Consider the following 18,645-nt stretch of genomic DNA (forward strand, 5'->3'; position numbering starts at 1 on the left):
GCGAGGCGAAAAAACCCCGCCCCGACGCGTAGGGGGGAACGCGCCGGGGCGGGGAGCCCAGGGAGGGCGGGGACGGGCCTTTACTTCAGGTGGAGCTGCTGGCCCGGGTAGATGAGGTCGGCGTTGTCGACGATGTCCTTGTTCAGCTCGAACAGCTTCTGCCAGCCGCCCTGGACGCCGTGCCGGGCGGCGATGGAGCTGAGGGTGTCGCCGGAGACCACCTTGTACTCGCCGTCGCCCTTCTTGACCTTCTTGCCGGTCGGCGTGGTGACGGTCCTGCTCGGGGCCGGACGCGTCGCGGAGCGGTTGGCGGCCTGCCGCTCGGTCGAGCGGGTGGTGGTGCTCTTGGCGGAGCCACCGTTCGACGAGGACGCAGACGACGACGCGGGGGCGCTGCCGGTGTAGGCGGCGCCGGACAGACCCTTGCCGCAGACCGGCCAGGCACCCTTGCCCTGGCCCGCGAGGACCTTCTCGGCGACGGCTATCTGCTGCGACTTGGAGGCCAGGTCGGCGCGCGACGCGTAGGCGGTGCCGCCATAGCCGGCCCAGGTGGAGTTGGTGAACTGGAGGCCGCCGTAGAAGCCGTTGCCAGTGTTGATGGACCAGTTGCCACCGGACTCGCACTGCGCGACCGCGTCCCACTGGGAGGCGGTGGCGGCGGAGGCGTCGCCGACCGCCATCAGCGGGGCGGCGACCGCGGCGGAGGCGACACCGGCGAGCGCGATGACCCGGGTGGTCCTGGACGTACGACGGTGCTTGCCCTTGCTGGAGAACAGCATGGAAGGATCCCCTCACCGACGCCTGCGAGGTGAGCTGTCGGGTTCGGGCCGGTTGAGTTGCCCGGCCGTGCCTCACGCATGAGGCACGGCTCCACCCCTAGCCGCTCCGGTCAACTGCCGGGCACGGCACTTACCTTGGGTCCCCCGCTCCTGCCCACGGCGCTTGACGCGACGACTGTTCCCGTACGGCCGCTGGCAGGATTCGGCGTTGCGGCAGCCGGGGCTCGCGGTGACGAGCAGTCATGACCGTAGGCATGCGCTCCGCCGAATTCCAAAGACGATCAGGGCTTCTGAGACTCATCCCACACTTTGGCCGAATGGGACATTCGGCGCGAAGTGTGACGTGAACTCCCGCTACTTTTGGGGCGTTTCGGTCGGGACATTCAGGGTCTGACCGGCGGAGATGTGGTTCGGGTCGGACCCGATGGCCCCCTTGTTCGCGGCATACAGCGCGTCCCATCCGCCGGGGACGTCAAGGGAGTCGGCGATGGACTCGAGGGAGTCGCCGGCACGGACGGTGTAGGAGTCGGCGGCGCGCGCGGCGTGGCGGCCGGCGGAGGCGGCCGTGTGGTGGTCGGCCAGATCCTCGACGGCGCTGCCGCCGCGGTGGCGTCCGCCGCCGAGCGCCCCGGTGTCGACCAGGGCCGAAGTGCCGCCGACCTGCCACGACTTGTCCGTGTCACCGGACTCCGGCGCGGCCGAGGGCGAGGTGTCGGGCGACTGGGACCCGCTCGCGGCGACATCGGGGGACGTGTCGGACTTACCGGGCTTGCCCTTCTTTGCGGGCGAGGACGGCGAGGGTGTGGACGTGCCGGGGGGCGTGCTCACGGAGTCGGAGGGCTCGGAGGAGTCGGCCGAACCGGGTGCGGCGTCCGACGAGCCGGATGAGCCGGATGAATCGGACGGCGTCTGTGACGAGTTCGACAGACCGAGGTCGTCGGTGAGGGACTTTCCGGAGGAGTTGGAGGATCCGGACGTATCACCCACACCGGTGTCGACCTTCGCCGCCTCGGACTTCTCGCCGAGACCGGAGAGCAGCCCGCACGTCGGCCAGGCGCCGGGACCCTTGTCGGCGAGCACCTTCTCGGCCACGGCTATCTGCTGGGACCGGCTCGCCTGGTCGGCGCTCAACGCGTAGTCGAGACCGCCGTACTTCTCCCAGTCGTCCTGCGTCAACTGCAAGCCGCCGTAGTAGCCGTTGCCGGCGTTGGCGCTCCAGGCGCCGCCGCTCTCGCACTTGGCCACCTTGTCCCAGGTGTTGCCGTCGGCCGCGCTGGCGCCGCCGGCGGCCATCAGCGGAATGGCGATGGCGGATCCGGTCACTCCGGCGGCGACGAGGAGGGCCGGAGCCTGACGGGGCCGACGGTGACGGCCGTTCCCGGAGAGCATACGGAGACCTTTCGTGCGACAACGCTGACCGGCGTGACGACCGCGACTCGGCGCCACGCTGATGGGTGAAAGTATCCGCTGACGATCGCTTGTCACAAGTTCATGCCGCACAGATCACGTGAAGATCACACAGTTGAGACTCTGTCATCTTCGAGGCGGTCAGTGGGTAGGGGTGATGCGGCGGCAGGCACCTTTTCCGGCCTTGTCCGGCTTCCCTCCGACTTACCGACCGGGAGTGAACCGCACCGGCAGCGTCCGCAGTCCGCGCATGATGAGCCCGCCGCGCCAGCGCAAGTCGGCTGGATCCGCACCCAGTTGCAGGTCCGGAAGCCGGGTGAGCAGGGTGGCGAGCGCGGTCTGGCCCTCCAGACGGGCGAGCGGCGCGCCGAGGCAGTAGTGGATGCCGTGTCCGTAGCCGAGGTGTTGATTGTCACGTCGGCCGAGATCGAGGACGTCGGGGCCTTCGAACTTCTCCGGATCCCGGTCGGCGGCGGCGAGCACGACGAGGACCGGGTCGCCGGGGGCGATGTCCTGGCCGCCGATGGTGAGCGGCTCGGTGGCGTAGCGCCAGGTGGCCAGTTCCACCGGCCCGTCGTAGCGCAGGAGTTCCTCCACCCCCGTCTCCAGCAGGCCGCCGTCGCCCTCGGCGAGGGACCGCTGGAGCCGGTCCCGCTGCTCGGGGTGGGTGAGCAGCGCAAAGGTGCCGTTGCCGATGAGGTTGACGGTGGTCTCGAAACCGGCGAACAGGAGGATGAAGGCCATGGCGGCGGCCTCGTTCTCGGTGAGGTGCTCGCCGTGGTCGGAGGCGCGGATCAGAGCGGAGATGAGGTCCTCGCCGGGGCCGGGCTCGGCCGGCAGCGCCTCGCGCTTGCGGTGGATGAGCTCCGCGAGATAGCCGCGCATCTTCTTCACCGAGCGGGCGACTCCGCCGCGGGGGCCCTTGCCGTGCCGGATCATCATCGCCGCCCAGTCCCGGAAGTCGTCCTGGTCCTCGCGGGGGACGCCGAGCAGGTCGCAGATGGCGTAAATGGGCAGCGGGAAGGCGAACTCGTGGATGAGGTCGGCGCTACCGCGCCCGGCGAACCCGTCGATGAGTCCGTCGGCCAGTTCCTGCACCCGCGGGGCGAACTCGGCGACGCGGCGCGGGGTGAACGCCTTGCTGACCAGCCGGCGCAGCCGGGTGTGGTCCGGCGGGTCGATGTTCAGCAGGTGGGTCATCAGCTCGGCCTTGCGCTCGCCGGGGATGCCGGTCTTGCCCTTGGCGTGCGCGGGCTCGGCGTGGTGCGCCGGGTTCTTGCTCAGCCGCTGGTCGGCCAGGGCCTGCCGGGCGTCGGCGTACCGGGTGACCAGCCAGGCCTCGACTCCGCTGGGGAGGCGGGTCCTGTGCACGGGAGCGTGCTCGCGCAGCCAGGCGTAGGCCGGGTAGGGGTCGCTCGCGAACTCCCAGGTGAACAGGGTGGGTGGCTGGTCGTGCATGGGGCCGACCCTAGCGCCGGGGCGTCCGCGAGGTGGAGTCGCGTAGCGCGCCGTCCCTCAGGCCTTCAGTCGCGCTCCGTCTTTATGATCACGTCCCGGTACGCGCGCGCCGCCGCGCGCAGGGCCGCCTCCGGGTCGACGCCCTCCGCCTCGGCACGGGCGGCCAGGGCCAGCAGCTCGTACCCGAAGCCCTCGCCCGCCGGGAGGGGGACCTCCAGGCCCGCCGTGCGGACCCGGGAGGCCAGCTTGGCGGCGAGGGCGAGACCGGGCTGGCCGAGGGGGACGCCCTCGGTCACGGAGGTGCGCTGCTTCTCCTCGGCCTTGGTGCGCAGCCAGTGCGCCTTGACCTCCTCCGGGGTGGTGGCGGTCTCGTCGCCGAAGACGTGCGGGTGGCGGTGGATCAGCTTGGCGACGATGGTGCCGGCCACGTCGTCGATGGAGAACGGCTCCTCGGGGTCCTCCTCGGCGATACGGGCGTGGAAGACCACCTGGAGCAGGACGTCGCCCAGTTCCTCGCGCAGTTCCTCGCGGTCGCCGTCCTCGATCGCCTCGACCAGCTCGTACGCCTCCTCGATGCCGTACTTGGCCAGGCCCTTGTGGGTCTGCCGGGACGACCAGGGGCACTCGGCGCGGATGCGGTCCATGACCTGGACGAGGTCGAGCAGGCGGGCGCCGGGCAGGTCGTAGGAGGCGGGCAGCAGCTCCAGCTCCGGCATCCGCACCCGGCCGGACCCGGCCAGGCGGGCCAGGCCGTCGGTCAGGGCGGGCTCGCCCTCGCCGGTGGCCACGACGACGACGGTGCGCCCGCCGGCGCACGCGTCCACCAGTTCCTCGGCGCTCGGCGCCGCCTCGTCCACGGCTGTGCCCGCCTCCCGCAGATACGGCAACTGCGGATGGGCGCCGTCCGCGCACAGCACCCGGTCGGCCGCCCGCAGCGCCTGCCAGGCGGGCCAGGACAGCAGTCCGGGGGCGACCCGGTGGCTGGTGGTGAGGAGAACGATCCGGCCGGGGGCCGCTGCGGAGGTGGTCGCGCTGGTGGGGTTCACGCTCCGAACGTAACGCACGCCGTCCAGGTCACTCCGAGCGTCCGGTCAGGCCGGCTGCTGCTCCTGTGACGCCGAGACGTTCCGCAGCCACGGTGTCCTGGCGTTCACGAGGGTGCTCTTCTCGACGTCCCACGTGCCGTAGCGCGGGTTGAGGTCGACGTGGAGGTCGGCGGAGGCCTCGGACAGCGCCTTCCAGAAGGCCGGCTGGCCGGCGTCGGTGTGCAGATGGGCCGCGAGTTTCTGCGCCTTCACCTGGAGGCGGAGGTTGTCGTCGAGGCGCTGCGGCGGCACCCCGTACCGCTGGAGCCACGTGTCCTCGAGCGCCTTGGCGCCGCCCGCCTGCTGCTCGAGACCGGTGCGCAGCTTCTGGACCTCGCTGCGGCTGACGCTGAGTCCGGCGTCCCGGGCGGCGCGGTCCAGCACGCGGTCGAGCACCATCTGGTGCAGCGTGTCCCGGGTGAGGGTGCCGGTCGAGGCGACGGCCTGCTGGTACTGCGCCTCGTCGGCCACGGCGGCCCGCTGCGCCTCGCGCACCTCGCCGACCCGGCCCTGCAACTGCCCGAAGGTGATCCGCTGGCCGCCGACCACGGCCGCCGCGCCAGGATGCGCGTCGCTTCCACAGGCGGTGAGCAGGGGTGCCGCCGCGAGGATCGTGGCGGACAGGACGAGCGCGGTGCGACGGCGGCGGTGCAAGGAAACCTCCCGGGGTGGAGATTGTGCGATGGTGCACAAAGTCTTGCGGTGATCGATATTAGGCAGCGGCCGGGCTCCGGCCAACCCATTCGACCAACGATTCATCACGACTTCGGGCACCGTCGCCCACCGGGACCGCCCGGTTCCGGCTCAGCCGGTGATCGCCACCGGGGCGTCCCACCAGTCGCGGTCGACGGTGATGGTGACGCCGCCGCGCGTCTCCTTGCTGTTGACCATGTACTGGTGGGCGCGGCTGTGGTCGGTGAACTGGCTCGCGCCCCAGGGCCAGTCGGTGGTGGTGGTCTCCTTGCCGTCCCACAGGGCGTACCAGAGGTTGCCCGGCAGGTCGGTCTTGTTGGTCGCGGTGGCGATGGCCTTGGCGCTGGAGCTGGTGAAGCCGTAGTAGCCGGCACGGTAGGTCTTGTCGCGCAGCACCTTGTCGAAGGCGCGGACATAGGTGAGCACGGCGTCGTTGCACGCCTTGTCGGTGATGTCGTACGGCTCCATGTCGAGGTAGACCGGGCTGCCCGCCTTCATGCCGAGCGCCGAGGCCTTGGCGACCGCGTCCTTGGCGTCGGCGGTGCCGAGGGAGGCGGCCGTGGCGGCGGTGAGCCGCTCGGGGTTGGCGCTCTTCTGGCAGGGCGGCTGGGCGCCGACGTACAGCGGGATGAGCTTCCAGCCCTGGGAGCTGACGGACTTCACCCAGGAGGCGGTCAGGTTGGGCTGGGCGCAGCCACGGTTCTTGCCGCCGATGTAGACGGCCGCGGCGCCGTAGTACTTGTCGGCGCGCCAGGCCTTCATGGCGGTCAGCGAAGGCGCCGTGCAGGTGTCGAAGGCCCGGCCCGTGAAGGTCTTCTGGGCCGGCCAGGCGGTGGCCGCCATGGACGTCTGGGCCGCGATCCCGGCGCCGGCGACGACGACGGCTCCGGCCGCCGCCCATGTGATGTACCTGCGCTTCTTCGACTGCCGGTGCTCGGCCATCCCCACCCCTGTTGTCGTGTACGCGCGTGTTGCGCGTGTGCGGAGGCACGCTAGCCGACGGAACCCCTCCCGCCCGAAAAGTGATCGCCTCGCAGGACACAAGAATCACACAAGGCACTGCAAAATCGTGCGTGTTGTCCACGACGGCAACCAGTCCGGCCTCCTCGGGCGTCATATGGTCCGCTCGCCACGACTCTGTGGCCCAGCCCGAGAAAGCACCTCACATGCACTTCGCGTTCCGCGCCGCCCGTGTCCTCGCCCTGGCCACGCTCCCCCTGACCCTGACGGCCTGCGGCGGTTCTTCCGGCTCCGGTTCCTCCGGCTCCTCCGGTCACGCGCCCTCGGCGTCCGCGGGCGACCCCAACGCCGGTCTGCTGACGGGCGCCCAGCTGAAGAAGGCACTCGCCCCGGCGTCGTTCTTCGCCTCCGGTTTCGCCGTCGACCCGAGCGGGGCCAGGGACTCCGGCGACACCTACACGCCCCCGTCGACCGCCCCGGCGGCCAAGCCGGACTGCGCCAGGCTCGGCGGCACCGCCTGGATAGACATCACCGGGATCACCGGCGTGTCCTTCGCGCAGAACGACTACGTCAACAAGAACACCTCCGAGGACATCGGCCAGGAGATCGACGCCTACCGGGGCACCACGGCGGAGCGCGTCCTGGAGGCCGTGGAGAAGGCGGCCACGGTCTGCACGGGCTTCACCGACTCGCAGACCCACACCAAGGTCAAGGTCACCGGCCGCGCCACGCCCGGCCTGGGCGACGGCGCCTACACCCTCACCCTCACCGACTCGGCCTGGGAGAACGGCACGACCCTCATCGCGGCCCGCGTCGGCACGAACGTCGTCAGCGTCATGTCGACGGACGGGCACGACAACGGGGCGGCGACGGCGAAGAAGCTGACGGAGCGGATCGTCACGGCCTTGAAGCGGAGTTCCTGACGGGATCCGTCCGCACCGCCCGGTGCCCTAACCTTGCCTGACGACTCCGTCCCCCGAATGGCGGAGCGCTTGGGGGTGGAGATGGACAAGCGGCTGGAGGCCGGCTGGTTCCAGCGGATCGTCTGGTCCGTCCTGGCCTGGGGTTCGCTGGGCATGCTGGTGTGGGTGCCGTTCCTGTACGTGGCGATCCGCCGCGGACGCGGGTCGGACTGGGGCGCCTTCGCCGCCTTCGTCGTGTACGAGTGCACCGTGATGCCGGGACTGTTCCTCGTGCCCGACGACAGCGACGGCTCCGCGGTGCTCGGCCTGGTGATGCTCCTGAGCCTGCTGGCGGCGACGGGGATGCTGCTGTTCGCCGTGTTCGACCGGCGGACGCCGCAGGCGATGGCGGCGGCCGGGTACGGCGCGGCCCCGTCCGCGGCCACGGTGCAGCAGGGCCCCTACGGCTACCCGTACGGGCGCTGAACCGCGCCCCCTACGGCCTGCTCGGCCCCGCCGGTCGGCCGTGCACCTGGCCCAGCCACTGCAGGGTGCGCTGGATCTCGGCCGGGAGGGGATGCGCGGGGCCGTGCCGGCGCTCCGCGTCGTGCAGCAGGCGCAGCAGGGTGTCGTGGGCGGCGGTCCGGTCGCCCAGGGCGAGCAGCAGGTGCCCGATCCGGCGGCGGATCTCGAAGGGCAGGTCGGGGTCCGCGGCCGCGTACGGGTTCTCCGCGAGCCGGTGCTCGAAGTAGGGCAGCAGGGCCCGGTACTCGGCGAGCGCCGCGGCCGGTTCACCGAGCTGTTCGAGGCACTGCGCCGCGTCGTGGCGGAACCGGAGGGACTGCGGGTCGGCGGGGCCCGCCTCGGTGGCCCGTTCGTCGGCGAGGCGCCGCAGTTCGGGCAGGGCGCGCCGGTACTGGCCGTCGTCCATCAGCGTGGCCGCGTACTGCTTGCGCAGGGTGCGCACCACCGGGGAGTGCTCGCCGTGCTGGGCGGCGGCGGCCGGGAGGATCGCACCGAGGATGTCGACGGCCTGGGTGATGCGGCCCTCGCCGAGCAGTCGCTTGACCTCGTCGACGGCGGTGGCGACGTCGCTCAGGCCGCCGGACCCGGCGGTGGACGGTTCGGGGCGCGGCGCGGGTGTGACGGCGCGGTCGGGCCAGGGGGCGTGCGGGCGCAGGAAGGGGCGCGTGGGGTCGAGGGGACCGCCGGTGTGCGGGCCGCGCGGCGGCAGCAGCGGCAGCAGGTCCTCGTACACCGCCTGGGCGCTGGCCGGTCTGTGCTGGGGGTCCTTGGCGAGCAGCCGCAGCACGAGGGATTCGAGGGCGTCGGGGACCTCGGGGCGCAGCCGGCGCACGGGCACCGGCGGCTCGTGGAGGTGGCGGTGCAGCACGCCGACCGCGGTGGAGGCGGCGAACGGGACGTTCCCGCTGAGGAGTTCGTGCAGCACCACGCCGAGCGCGTACAGGTCGGTGTACGGGCCGACGGCGCCGCCCATGGCCTGTTCGGGGGCCATGTAGGCGGGGCTGCCGACGGGTGAGCCGGTGCGGGTGAGCCGGGTCGTCTCGGTGTTGAGGACGGAGGCGACGCCGAGGTCGAGGACGGTGACGGTGCCGTCCGGCTTCACCATCACGTTCCTCGGTTTGAGGTCGCGGTGGACGATCGGTACGGCGTGCACGGCGGACAGCACGGCGCAGAGCTGGGCGGCGACGGCGACCGCCCACTGCCAGGGGTACGGCTCGTTCTCGGCGAGGTGGTCGCCGAGGTCAGCGCCGTCGACGTACTGCATGACGAGGTACAGGTTCTCGGCCTCGCTGCCCGCGTCGTGCACGGTCACCAGGCCGGGGTGGTCGACCTGCGCGGTGACGCGGCACTCGCGGACGAAGCGGCGGCGCAGGTCGGCGGCGTCCTGGCTGTGGGATCCCGCGACCTTGTCGGGGCGCAGCAGTTTGACGGCGACGCGGCGGTCGAGCCGCTGGTCGTAGGCCGTCCACACCTGACCCATGCCGCCCTGGCCGATGAGCGTGGACAGTTCGTAGCGTCCGGCGACGACGCGTGCGCTCACCGGCCGCCCTCCGGGCCCCAGCTCGTGGTGAACCCGGCGTCACCGGTGCCGGGGGCTCCGCCGTGACCGGACCGGCCGTCATGGCGGGACCGGCCCCCGTGATCGGGCCCGGTGTCCTGGCCGCGCAGGAAGTCGCTCAGCTCGTCCAGTTCGGCGCGGACCTGGTCGATCCGGGCGGGCGCGGGACGCTGCGGCTGCGGGGGCGTCGCGTCGGGGACGGGCACGGGCGCCGGGTTCGGCGCGGACGGGTAGGAGGCCGGCTGCGGCGGGGAGTAGGGGCCCGGGCGCGGCGGGGAGTAGGGCGCGGGCTGCGGCGGGCCGTACGCGGCGGGCGGCGGGCCGTAGCTGTGCGGGGCGGGCGGCGGCGGGTAGCCGTACGCCACGGTGGCGGCCGCGGGCCCCGGGGCGACCTGGCCGGTCAGGGGGGCCTCGTGGTGGCGGAGGTCCCGGTACAGGAAATAGCCGACGCTGCCGAACGCGGACAGCAGGAGCAGGGACACGCCGACGTCGCTGTGCCAGGTCTGCGGGGCGCCCTCGCCGGTGCCGCCGACGCCGATGAACACACAGCCCGTGAACAGGACGACGAGCGACAGCACGAACAGGACCCAGTCGCGCCGGGCACGGGTCAGGCAGGCGACGCGCAGCATGGTGCCCCAGGCCAGGAAGCCGATGCTCAGCACCGAGAGGGCCACGAACAGCACCCTGAGGCCGACCACCAGCGCGGTCGAGGGGCGCGGAGGCTGCGGCGGCGCGTAGCCGGGGCCGTGCATGACTGCTCCTAGTGGCGAGGCCCCGGTGGGGCGTCTGCGGGGACGGTGGGTACGGTGCGGAACCAGGGTGCTCCGAGCGTGTTCCGAGGGTATCGGTCAACCCGGACAACCGGCCTGGGATGTACCGAACCGTTGTCGTCGCCCGTCACCGCCCGTCCGCCTCCCCAACGGGCCCGGGCCGGCCCGGCGGTGACGCCCTACCGCCCACCGCGCTCAGCGGGCGTGGAAGCGCTCCGGTGCCTTCGTCGGGTTGCCGCCCGCGGGGAGCTTCTGGCCGGGGCAGGTGGACAGGACCTTCTTCATCGCCGCCTTCTCGGCCCCGGTGACCCACAGCTGGTACTTCTTCTTCACCGCGACCTGCGCGGCGACGTACGCGCACCGGTAGCCCTTGGCGGGCGGCAGCCACGTCGCCGCGTCGCCGTCGCCCTTGGAGCGGTTGGCGCTCGCGTCCACGGCTATCAGGTTGAGCGGGTCGTTGGCCAGCGCTATCCGCTTGCTGGCGTCCCAGTACGCGGCGCCCTTCTGCCAGGCGTCCGAGAGGGCGACGACATGGTCGATGTCGACCAGGCTGCGCCCCCGCCGGTAGACGATCTCCTTGCCGGAGTACGGGTCCCGCTCCAGCACGCCGTACGACACCTTGCAGTTCCCGTCGGTGAACCGCACCTGCTTCAGGTCCCGCTTGAGGATGTCGTCGCGCGTGGGACAGCCGTTGGAGTCGGTGTCCGCCCAGGCGGTGCCGAACTTCTCCCGGACGTAACCGGTCTTCGGCGAACGCGCCTTGACGGTCAGTGACTCGGCGGCGGCGAGGGCCTCGCCTCCGGTCTTCACCGGCTCGGGTCCGCTCGCGCCCCCGTCCAACTGCTCCGTGCATCCGGTCGCCAACAGTGCCACGACGGCAGCCGCAACCGCCCCGCCCCTCAGACGCGTCACGCTGCGCCCCTCCCCTAACCTGCCTGGTCCCGCCCCCGGTTCGGGCGTCCTTCACCTGCTGCCCACCGTAGCGGGGCGATATGCGCAGGCCACACGGGGGTACAGGGGTCGCAGGGCGGGAACACGCGGACCGCGGACGCTCCGCGGCCCGCTGGAACGCGCGGGCTACGACCCCAGGATGGACGCCAGGAACTCCCCGACCCAGCCCAGCAGTTCACGCCCGACCAGCGGCTTGCCGCCGATCTTCGCGGTCTTGGGGCGGGGCACGAGGACCTGGTGGACGGCCGGCTTGATCACCGAGCCCGGGTAGAGGCGCTTGACGCGCAGCTCCTGCGACTCGCGCAGTTCCACCGGGGCGAAGCGGATGTTGTTGCCCTGGAGGACGATCTCGCCGACGCCGCAGGCGCGGGCGAGCATGCGCAGCCCGGCCACCAGCAGCAGGTTCTCCACCGGCTCGGGCACCTTGCCGTAGCGGTCGGTGAGTTCCTCGCGGACGGCCTTGATGTCCTCCTCGGAGTCGGCGGAGGCGATGGACCGGTAGGCCTGGAGGCGCAGCCGCTCGCCGGGCGCGTAGTCGTGCGGGACGTGCGCGTCGACCGGCAGCTCGATCTTGACCTCGAGCGGCGGCTCCTCCTGGATCTCCCCCGTCTCCAGCTGCCGCCGGTAGTCCGCGACCGCCTCGCCCACCATCCGCACGTACAGGTCGAAGCCGACGCCCGCGATGTGCCCGGACTGCTCGCCGCCCAGCAGGTTTCCGGCGCCGCGGATCTCCAGGTCCTTCATCGCCACGTACATGCCCGCGCCCATCTCGGTGTGCTGCGCGATGGTCGCCAGGCGCTCGTGGGCCGTCTCCGTGAGCGGCTTCTCCGGCGGGTACAGGAAGTAGGCGTAGCCGCGTTCTCGGCCACGGCCCACCCGGCCGCGCAACTGGTGGAGCTGGGACAGGCCGAAGTTGTCGCCGCGCTCCACGATCAGGGTGTTGGCGTTGGAGATGTCGATGCCGGACTCGACGATCGTCGTCGAGACCAGCACGTCGAACTTCTTCTCCCAGAAGTCGACGACGACCTGCTCCAGGGCCGCCTCCGACATCTGGCCGTGAGCGGTGGCGATGCGGGCCTCGGGGACGATCTCCCGCAGCCGGGCCGCGGCGCGGTCGATGGACTCCACCCGGTTGTGGATGTAGAAGACCTGGCCCTCGCGCAGCAGTTCGCGGCGGATCGCCGCGCCGATCTGCTTCTCCTCGTACGGGCCGACGAACGTCAGCACCGGGTGCCGCTCCTCGGGCGGCGTGGTGATCGTCGACATCTCCCGGATACCGGTCACCGCCATCTCCAGCGTGCGCGGGATCGGGGTCGCCGACATCGTCAGGACGTCGACGTTCGCGCGGAGCTTCTTGAGCTGCTCCTTGTGCTCGACGCCGAAGCGCTGCTCCTCGTCGACGACGACCAGGCCGAGGTCCTTGAACTTCGTCTCCGAGGAGAACAGGCGGTGGGTGCCGATGACGATGTCCACCGCGCCGTCCCCGAGACCCTCCAGGACCGCCTTGGCCTCGGTGTCGGTCTGGAAGCGGGAGAGCGCCCTGACGTTCACCGGGAACTGCGCGTACCGCTCGGAGAACGTGCCGAAGTGCTGCTGCACCAGCAGCGTCGTCGGGACCAGGACGGCGACCTGCTTGCCGTCCTGGACGGCCTTGAAGGCGGCGCGGACCGCGATCTCGGTCTTGCCGTAGCCGACGTCGCCGCAGATCAGGCGGTCCATCGGGACCGACTTCTCCATGTCCTCCTTGACCTCGGCGATCGTGGTGAGCTGGTCCGGGGTCTCCACGTACGGGAAGGCGTCCTCCAGCTCGCGCTGCCACGGGGTGTCCGTGCCGAAGGCGTGACCGGGCGCCGCCATCCGCGCGCTGTAGAGCTTGATCAGGTCGGCGGCGATCTCCTTGACCGCCTTCTTCGCCCGCGCCTTGGTCTTCGTCCAGTCGGCGCCGCCGAGCCGGTGCAGGGTGGGCGCCTCGCCGCCGACGTACTTGGTGATCTGTTCGAGCTGGTCGGTGGGGATGTACAGCCGGTCGCCGGGCTGGCCGCGCTTGGCCGGGGCGTACTCCACCACCAGGTACTCGCGGGTCGCGCCCTGCACCGTGCGCTGCACCATCTCGATGTAGCGGCCCACGCCGTGCTGTTCGTGGACGATGTAGTCGCCCGCCTCCAGGGTCAGCGGGTCGATGGTCTTGCGCCGCCGCACCGGCATCCGCGTGCCGTCCCGGCCGGCCGTCCGCTGGCCGGTCAGGTCGGTCTCGGTGAGCACGGCCAGCTTCAGGGCGGCGTCGACGAAGCCGTGGTCGATGCCGCCGCAGGCCACGTGCACGACCGACGGGGACAGCCGGCCGAGGTCCACGTCGAGGCGGGCCGCGACGCCCTCCCCGCCCAGCACCTCGACGGTGCGGGAGGCCGGGCCGTGGCCCTCGGTGACGTAGACCGCGCGCCAGCCGTCCGCGAGCCAGCCCTTGGTGTCGGCGAGCGCCTTGGCGATGTCCCCGCGGTACGTCTCGGGCGCGTGCATGCCCAGCTTGAGCGTGTCCCCGTCCCCGTCGTACGCCGTCTCGTCCGCGGCGAACGGCGACACCGACCACCACATCATGTCCAGCTCGCGCGCCCGGTCCCGGACGTCGGCGATCGACCACAGTGAGGCCGCGCCGAGGTCGATGGGCGCCTCTCCCCCGCCGGCCGACGCCGCCCAGGACGCCTGGAGGAACTCCTGGGAGGTCGCCACCAGGTCCGCCGCGCGCGTGCGCACCCGCTCCGGGTCGCACACCACGGTCATGGCGCCCTTGGGCAGCACGTCGAGCAGCAGTTCCATGTCGTCGACCAGGACCGGGGCCAGGGACTCCATGCCCTCCACCGCGATGCCCTCGGCGATCCTGCCCAGCAGTTCGCCGAGCTCCGGGTGCCGCTCGGCCAGGACGTGCGCACGCGTGCGCACGTCCTCGGTGAGCAGCAGCTCACGGCAGGGCGGCGCCCACAGCCCGTGCTCGGCGACCTCAAGGGAGCGCTGGTCGGCGACCTTGAAGTACCGGATCTCCTCGACGTCGTCGCCCCAGAACTCGATGCGCAGGGGGTGTTCCTCGGTGGGCGGGAAGACGTCGAGGATGCCGCCGCGCACGGCGAACTCGCCGCGCTTCTCCACCAGCTCCACCCGGGAGTACGCGGCGGCGGCGAGGGCGTCCACCACGTTGTTCAGATCGGCGGTCTGCCCCGCCCGCAGGGCCACGGGCACCAGATCGCCCAACCCCTTGACCTGCGGCTGGAGCACCGAGCGCACGGGGGCGACGACGACGGAGACCGGTCCGGTCTCCGGATCGTCGGGGCTCGGGTGGGCCAGGCGGCGCAGCACGGCGAGGCGGCGGCCGACGGTGTCGCTGCGCGGGCTGAGCCGCTCGTGCGGCAGCGTCTCCCAGGAGGGGTACTCCACGACGCCCTCGGCGGGCAGCAGCGAACGCAAGGCCGCGACCAGGTCCTCGGCCTCGCGGCCGGTCGCCGTCACCGCGAGCACGGGACGGGCGGACTCACGCGCCAGCGCGGCGACGGCGAAGGGACGGGCGGCGGGGGGACCGACGAGGTCCACGTGCATGCGGTTGCCGTCCGCCGCCGCGGTGATCGCTTCCGCGAGGGCGGGGTCCTTGACGACGGCGTCGAGCAGACCGTGCAGGCTCATGGGGGGCTTTCCGTCCGAATCCGTCCGAGGGTGGGCAACGCGAAGGACCCGACTCGTGCGGCGGGCCGGGGATTCCTTCAGCGTACGCCGCCGGGCAGTCGGTCCGCGGAGGCTGTGGACAACCCCGGCCGCGCCCCAGCCGCCCCTTGCGGCACAAGCCCGGTGCCGGGTAGTCCCCCTGACTTCCCGGCACCGGGCTCCTCCGCGACCCCCGTCCGCGGAGGGATCACGCCGCGCTCGCTACTCGGTCGCGATCGCGTTCAGGACGTTCATCCGGCCTGCCCGGAAGGCCGGGATCAGGGCGGCGAACAGGCCCACGAAGGCCGAGCCGACGAAGACCCCGATGATCGTGCCCCAGGGGATCTCCAGGACGTTCAGGCCCTCCAGGGCGAGGAGCTTCTGGGCGGTCGCGCCCCAGCCCATGCCGAGCCCCAGCCCCAGCAGCGCGCCGAACAGGGCGATCACCACGGACTCCAGGCGGATCATGCGGCGCAGCTGGCGGCGGGAGAGGCCGATCGCCCGCATCAGGCCGATCTCCCTCGTCCGCTCGACCACCGACAGCGCCAACGTGTTCACCACACCCAGGACGGCGACGATGATCGCCAGGGCCAGCAGGCCGTAGACCATGTCGAGCAGCTGGCCGATCTGGTTCTCCAGCTCCTTCTTGTAGTCGGTCTGGTCGCGCACGCTGTACTGCGGGTAGTCGTGCAGCGCGGACTTGAGCGCCTGGTACGCGGCGGTCTCTTGGCCGTCCTCGGCGGTGGCGAAGAGGAGCTGGTCGAGCGGCATACGGTCGGCGGGCAGGTACTTGGCGACCGTGGCGATCGAGAAGTACATCGCGCCGTTGTCGATCATGACGTCGTCGCTGGTGATCGCGCGGACCGTGAGCTGTGCGGTCCTGCCGTCCTTGAACCCGACCTCGACCTTGGACCCCTGCTTGACGCCGTGCTTCTTGGCGAAGCCCTCGGGGAGCGACATCGAGTCGGCCCTGTAGGCGTCGGCGAGCGTGCCGTCGACCGTCTTGACGCGCAGGTCCTCGGCGTACGTCGGGTCGGCCGCGTTGATCATCTCGTTCTTGGACGTACGGCCGTCCGGCGTCGTCAGGGAGACGTCCACGAGCTTGTACTCGGTGATCCGCTCAAGACCCGGCACGCCCTTCACGGCCTTCACCGCCTGCGGGGTGATGACCTCGCCGTTGTCGCTCTGGATGATGAAGTCCGTGCCGACGGTCTTCTCGAGCTGGTCGGTGGCGGAGGCCACCATCGAGGAGCCGACCACCGACAGGCAGGCCACCAGGGCCAGGCCGATCATCAGCGCGGCGCCGGTGGCGCCGGTGCGGCGCGGGTTGCGCAGCGCGTTGCGCTCGGCCATCCGCCCGATCGGGCCGAAGATCCGCAGCAGAACCACGCTGAGGACGCGGACCAGGCCGCCCACGAGCAGCGGGCCGACGACGACGAGGCCGATCAGGGTGAGCACCACGCCCAGGCCCAGCCACGCCGAGCCCTGAGTGGCCTTCGTGGCCTCGGCGGCGGTGTACAGGCTCGCGGCGCCGGCGCCGGTGAGGACCAGGCCGACGACGGCGCGGATCGTCCCCGCCCTGCCGTCGGCCGGGGTGCCCGCGTCGCGCAGGGCGGCCATCGGGGAGACCTTGCCGGCCCGCCGGGCGGGCAGGTAGGCGGCGAGGACGGTGACGACCACGCCGAGGACCAGGCCGATCACCGGGGTGGTCCAGGCGACCGTGAGATCGTCCGTGGACAGGTGCATGCCCGCCTGGCCCATGAGCTTCATCAGGCCGACCGCGATGCCGACGCCCGCCCCGACGCCGAGCACGGAGCCGACCACGCCGAGGAACAGCGCCTCGACCAGCACCGACCGGTTGACCTGGCGGCGGGAGGAGCCGATGGCGCGCATCAGGCCGATCTCCCGGGTGCGCTGGGCGACCAGCATCGAGAAGGTGTTGATGATCAGGAAGATGCCGACGAGGAAGGCGATTCCGGCGAAGCCGAGCATCCCGTACTTCATGACGTTCAGGAAGCTCTCGATGTCCTTCTGGTTGGCGTCGGCGACCTCCTTGGCCGTCTGCACCTTGTAGCCGGCGCCGAGCGCGGCGGACACGTTCTTCTTCAGCTGCTCGTCGGTGACGCCCTTGGCGGCGGTGACGTTGACGTTCGTGTACACACCGGTCCGGCCGACCAGGGTCCGCTGGGCGGTCGGGGTGTCCAGGTAGAAGATCGCCGCACCGGGGTTGGTGACGGTGAAGGCGGCGATGCCGGACACATGCGCGCGGTGGGTGCCGACCGCGGTGATCAGACCGATCTCGTCGCCGAGCTTCAGGTGGTGCTTGTCGGCGGTGTCGGCGTCGACCATCACCTGGTCCGCGCCCTTGGGCGCCGCACCGGAGGTGATCTTCATGGTGCGGGCGTCGTTGTCGTTCCAGTTGCCGACGATGGTGGGAGCGCCGCTGCTGGGCGACAGCTTGTCCTTGTCGGCGTCGACGACGGTCACGGAGGTGGAGAACACCGTCCCCTCGGCCGCCCGCACGCCCTCGGCCCGGCGCACCTCGCCGACCACGGAGCCCGGCAGGACCGGCGGCTTGCCGGTGCGGGAGGTGGTCTCACCGGTGTCGGACGAGGCCTTGGTGCTGACCGTCACGTCGGAGGACGTCGCCTGGAACAGCTTGTCGAACGTCGTGTTCATGGTGTCGGTGAACACCAGCGTGCCGCACACGAAGGCCACCGACAGCAGCACCGCCACGGCCGACAGCGCCATGCGTCCCTTGTGCGCGAAGAAGTTGCGCAGAGAGGTCTTCAGGACGGTCATGACGTACGCCCCCGGGCGTCGAAGTCCTTCATGCGGTCCAGGACCTGATCGGCCGTCGGCTGGTGCATCTCGTCGACGATCCGGCCGTCGGCGAGGTACAGCACGCGGTCGGCGTAGGAGGCGGCCACCGGGTCGTGCGTGACCATCACGATCGTCTGGCCCAGGTCGTCCACGGACCGGCGCAGGAAGCCCAGCACCTCGGCGCCCGCGCGGGAGTCCAGGTTTCCGGTGGGCTCGTCACCGAAGATGATCTCGGGCCGGGCGGCCAGGGCCCGGGCCACGGCGACACGCTGCTGCTGGCCGCCGGAGAGCTGGTTGGGCCGGTGCTTGAGCCGCCCCGCGAGACCGACGGTCTCCACCACCTGGTCCAGCCACTTCCGGTCGGGCTTGCGGCCGGCGATGTCCATGGGCAGGGTGATGTTCTCCAGTGCGTTCAGCGTGGGCAGCAGGTTGAACGCCTGGAAGATGAAGCCGATCCGGTCCCGGCGCAGCTGCGTGAGCTTCTTGTCCTTCAGCCCGGTGATCTCGGTCTCGTCCAGGTAGATCTGGCCGCTCGTCACGGTGTCGAGACCGGCGAGGCAGTGCATCAGCGTGGACTTGCCGGAGCCCGAGGGCCCCATGATCGCGGTGAACCGGCCACGGGCGATGTCCACGTCGACGTGGTCCAGGGCGACGACACGGGTCTCCCCGGCCCCGTACGCCTTCACGACCTGCCGCGCCCGCGCGGCGACGGCCGTAGTCCCTCCAGTACCCCCGTGCCTGGGAATGGTCACAGCCGTTGTCACGTCAAGTCTCCTATGTCGGTCAGGTGGTGAAGCGTCCGGTGGTGCGTCACGTGCGAAGTGGGTATGTGCGTCGTGCGCCGCGCTACGCCGATGAGTCTGCTCGACGGGGGGTGTCCGGCGCGCTGGTGCTCAGCGCAGTCTTCTCCGGGGGAAAACCCCACCCCCGCCGCTGTGGTGTACCGCCCCCCGCGGCGTAAGACCAGGTTAAGGAGCGGCCCCCTCGCGGCTCGTCCTCCGTCGGTACGAACCCTCCCCGACCCCGGGTACGGAGCTTCCCCTAGGG

14 protein-coding genes and 1 riboswitch are annotated in these 18,645 nt (G+C 71.6%); of the genes, 2 read left to right on the forward strand and 12 right to left on the reverse strand.

What is annotated here, in order from left to right:
- Positions 1 to 80: 80 nt before the first annotated feature.
- The 6 genes from ACF09J_RS13140 to ACF09J_RS13165 all read right to left on the reverse strand — a co-directional run bounded on the left by ACF09J_RS13140 (position 81) and on the right by ACF09J_RS13165 (position 6,364).
- The gene (locus tag ACF09J_RS13140; protein WP_392305495.1) at positions 81 to 779 is read right to left on the reverse strand and encodes a transglycosylase family protein; all 699 of its coding nucleotides are present in this window, start codon (positions 777 to 779) and stop codon (positions 81 to 83) included.
- Between the two features lie 4 nt (positions 780 to 783).
- Positions 784 to 951: riboswitch (cyclic di-AMP (ydaO/yuaA leader) on the reverse strand.
- Between the two features lie 182 nt (positions 952 to 1,133).
- Positions 1,134 to 2,168: a transglycosylase family protein gene (locus ACF09J_RS13145; RefSeq protein ID WP_392305496.1), complete on the reverse strand. Its 1,035-nt coding sequence runs from the start codon at positions 2,166 to 2,168 to the stop codon at positions 1,134 to 1,136.
- A gap of 222 nt (positions 2,169 to 2,390) precedes the next feature.
- Positions 2,391 to 3,644, reverse strand: coding sequence for a cytochrome P450 (locus tag ACF09J_RS13150; RefSeq protein ID WP_392305497.1), 1,254 nt, complete (start codon positions 3,642 to 3,644; stop codon positions 2,391 to 2,393).
- Between the two features lie 65 nt (positions 3,645 to 3,709).
- Positions 3,710 to 4,690 (reverse strand): nucleoside triphosphate pyrophosphohydrolase, encoded by a 981-nt coding sequence (locus ACF09J_RS13155; protein ID WP_392305498.1) that lies wholly within the window; start codon positions 4,688 to 4,690, stop codon positions 3,710 to 3,712.
- 45 nt (positions 4,691 to 4,735) lie between these two features.
- A complete protein-coding gene (locus ACF09J_RS13160) occupies positions 4,736 to 5,383 on the reverse strand; it encodes a SurA N-terminal domain-containing protein (protein WP_392305499.1) in 648 nt (215 codons plus the stop codon).
- Between the two features lie 150 nt (positions 5,384 to 5,533).
- Positions 5,534 to 6,364, reverse strand: coding sequence for a glycoside hydrolase domain-containing protein (locus ACF09J_RS13165; RefSeq protein ID WP_392305500.1), 831 nt, complete (start codon positions 6,362 to 6,364; stop codon positions 5,534 to 5,536).
- 224 nt (positions 6,365 to 6,588) lie between these two features.
- Here ACF09J_RS13165 and ACF09J_RS13170 point away from each other — a divergent pair, with 224 nt between their 5' ends.
- Positions 6,589 to 7,305, forward strand: coding sequence for a hypothetical protein (locus ACF09J_RS13170; RefSeq protein ID WP_392305501.1), 717 nt, complete (start codon positions 6,589 to 6,591; stop codon positions 7,303 to 7,305).
- A gap of 57 nt (positions 7,306 to 7,362) precedes the next feature.
- Positions 7,363 to 7,770, forward strand: coding sequence for a hypothetical protein (locus tag ACF09J_RS13175; RefSeq protein WP_392305502.1), 408 nt, complete (start codon positions 7,363 to 7,365; stop codon positions 7,768 to 7,770).
- A 10-nt stretch (positions 7,771 to 7,780) separates the two neighbouring features.
- Here ACF09J_RS13175 and ACF09J_RS13180 read toward each other — a convergent pair whose 3' ends face one another.
- The 6 genes from ACF09J_RS13180 to ACF09J_RS13205 all read right to left on the reverse strand — a co-directional run bounded on the left by ACF09J_RS13180 (position 7,781) and on the right by ACF09J_RS13205 (position 18,362).
- Positions 7,781 to 9,349 (reverse strand): protein kinase, encoded by a 1,569-nt coding sequence (locus tag ACF09J_RS13180; RefSeq protein ID WP_392305503.1) that lies wholly within the window; start codon positions 9,347 to 9,349, stop codon positions 7,781 to 7,783.
- Positions 9,346 to 10,119: a hypothetical protein gene (locus ACF09J_RS13185; RefSeq protein WP_392305504.1), complete on the reverse strand. Its 774-nt coding sequence runs from the start codon at positions 10,117 to 10,119 to the stop codon at positions 9,346 to 9,348. The genes ACF09J_RS13180 and ACF09J_RS13185 overlap by 4 nt, the downstream gene beginning before the upstream one ends.
- Positions 10,120 to 10,332: 213 nt before the next feature.
- On the reverse strand, positions 10,333 to 11,049 hold the full coding sequence (locus ACF09J_RS13190; RefSeq protein ID WP_392305505.1) for an HNH endonuclease family protein: 717 nt from the start codon (positions 11,047 to 11,049) through the stop codon (positions 10,333 to 10,335).
- 165 nt (positions 11,050 to 11,214) lie between these two features.
- A complete protein-coding gene (gene mfd / locus ACF09J_RS13195; protein WP_392305506.1) occupies positions 11,215 to 14,757 on the reverse strand; it encodes a transcription-repair coupling factor in 3,543 nt (1,180 codons plus the stop codon).
- A 240-nt stretch (positions 14,758 to 14,997) separates the two neighbouring features.
- Entirely contained in the window at positions 14,998 to 17,577 is a 2,580-nt protein-coding gene (locus ACF09J_RS13200; protein ID WP_392305507.1) for an ABC transporter permease, read from the reverse strand.
- Positions 17,574 to 18,362 (reverse strand): ABC transporter ATP-binding protein, encoded by a 789-nt coding sequence (locus ACF09J_RS13205; RefSeq protein ID WP_392305508.1) that lies wholly within the window; start codon positions 18,360 to 18,362, stop codon positions 17,574 to 17,576. Before ACF09J_RS13205 ends, ACF09J_RS13200 begins: the two co-directional genes overlap by 4 nt.
- Positions 18,363 to 18,645 lie beyond the last annotated feature (283 nt).

It is taken from the genome of Streptomyces sp. NPDC014889 (genome assembly GCF_043081205.1).
GTDB lineage: Bacteria > Actinomycetota > Actinomycetes > Streptomycetales > Streptomycetaceae > Streptomyces.

Coding starts and splice junctions, on each gene's coding strand:
- ACF09J_RS13140 (WP_392305495.1), bottom strand. CDS start 779: ATGCTGTTCTCCAGCAAGGGCAAGCACCGTCGTACGTCCAGGACCACC.
- ACF09J_RS13145 (WP_392305496.1), bottom strand. CDS start 2,168: ATGCTCTCCGGGAACGGCCGTCACCGTCGGCCCCGTCAGGCTCCGGCC.
- ACF09J_RS13150 (WP_392305497.1), bottom strand. CDS start 3,644: ATGCACGACCAGCCACCCACCCTGTTCACCTGGGAGTTCGCGAGCGAC.
- ACF09J_RS13165 (WP_392305500.1), bottom strand. CDS start 6,364: ATGGCCGAGCACCGGCAGTCGAAGAAGCGCAGGTACATCACATGGGCG.
- ACF09J_RS13170 (WP_392305501.1), top strand. CDS start 6,589: ATGCACTTCGCGTTCCGCGCCGCCCGTGTCCTCGCCCTGGCCACGCTC.
- ACF09J_RS13175 (WP_392305502.1), top strand. CDS start 7,363: ATGGCGGAGCGCTTGGGGGTGGAGATGGACAAGCGGCTGGAGGCCGGC.
- ACF09J_RS13185 (WP_392305504.1), bottom strand. CDS start 10,119: ATGCACGGCCCCGGCTACGCGCCGCCGCAGCCTCCGCGCCCCTCGACC.
- mfd (WP_392305506.1), bottom strand. CDS start 14,757: ATGAGCCTGCACGGTCTGCTCGACGCCGTCGTCAAGGACCCCGCCCTC.
- ACF09J_RS13200 (WP_392305507.1), bottom strand. CDS start 17,577: ATGACCGTCCTGAAGACCTCTCTGCGCAACTTCTTCGCGCACAAGGGA.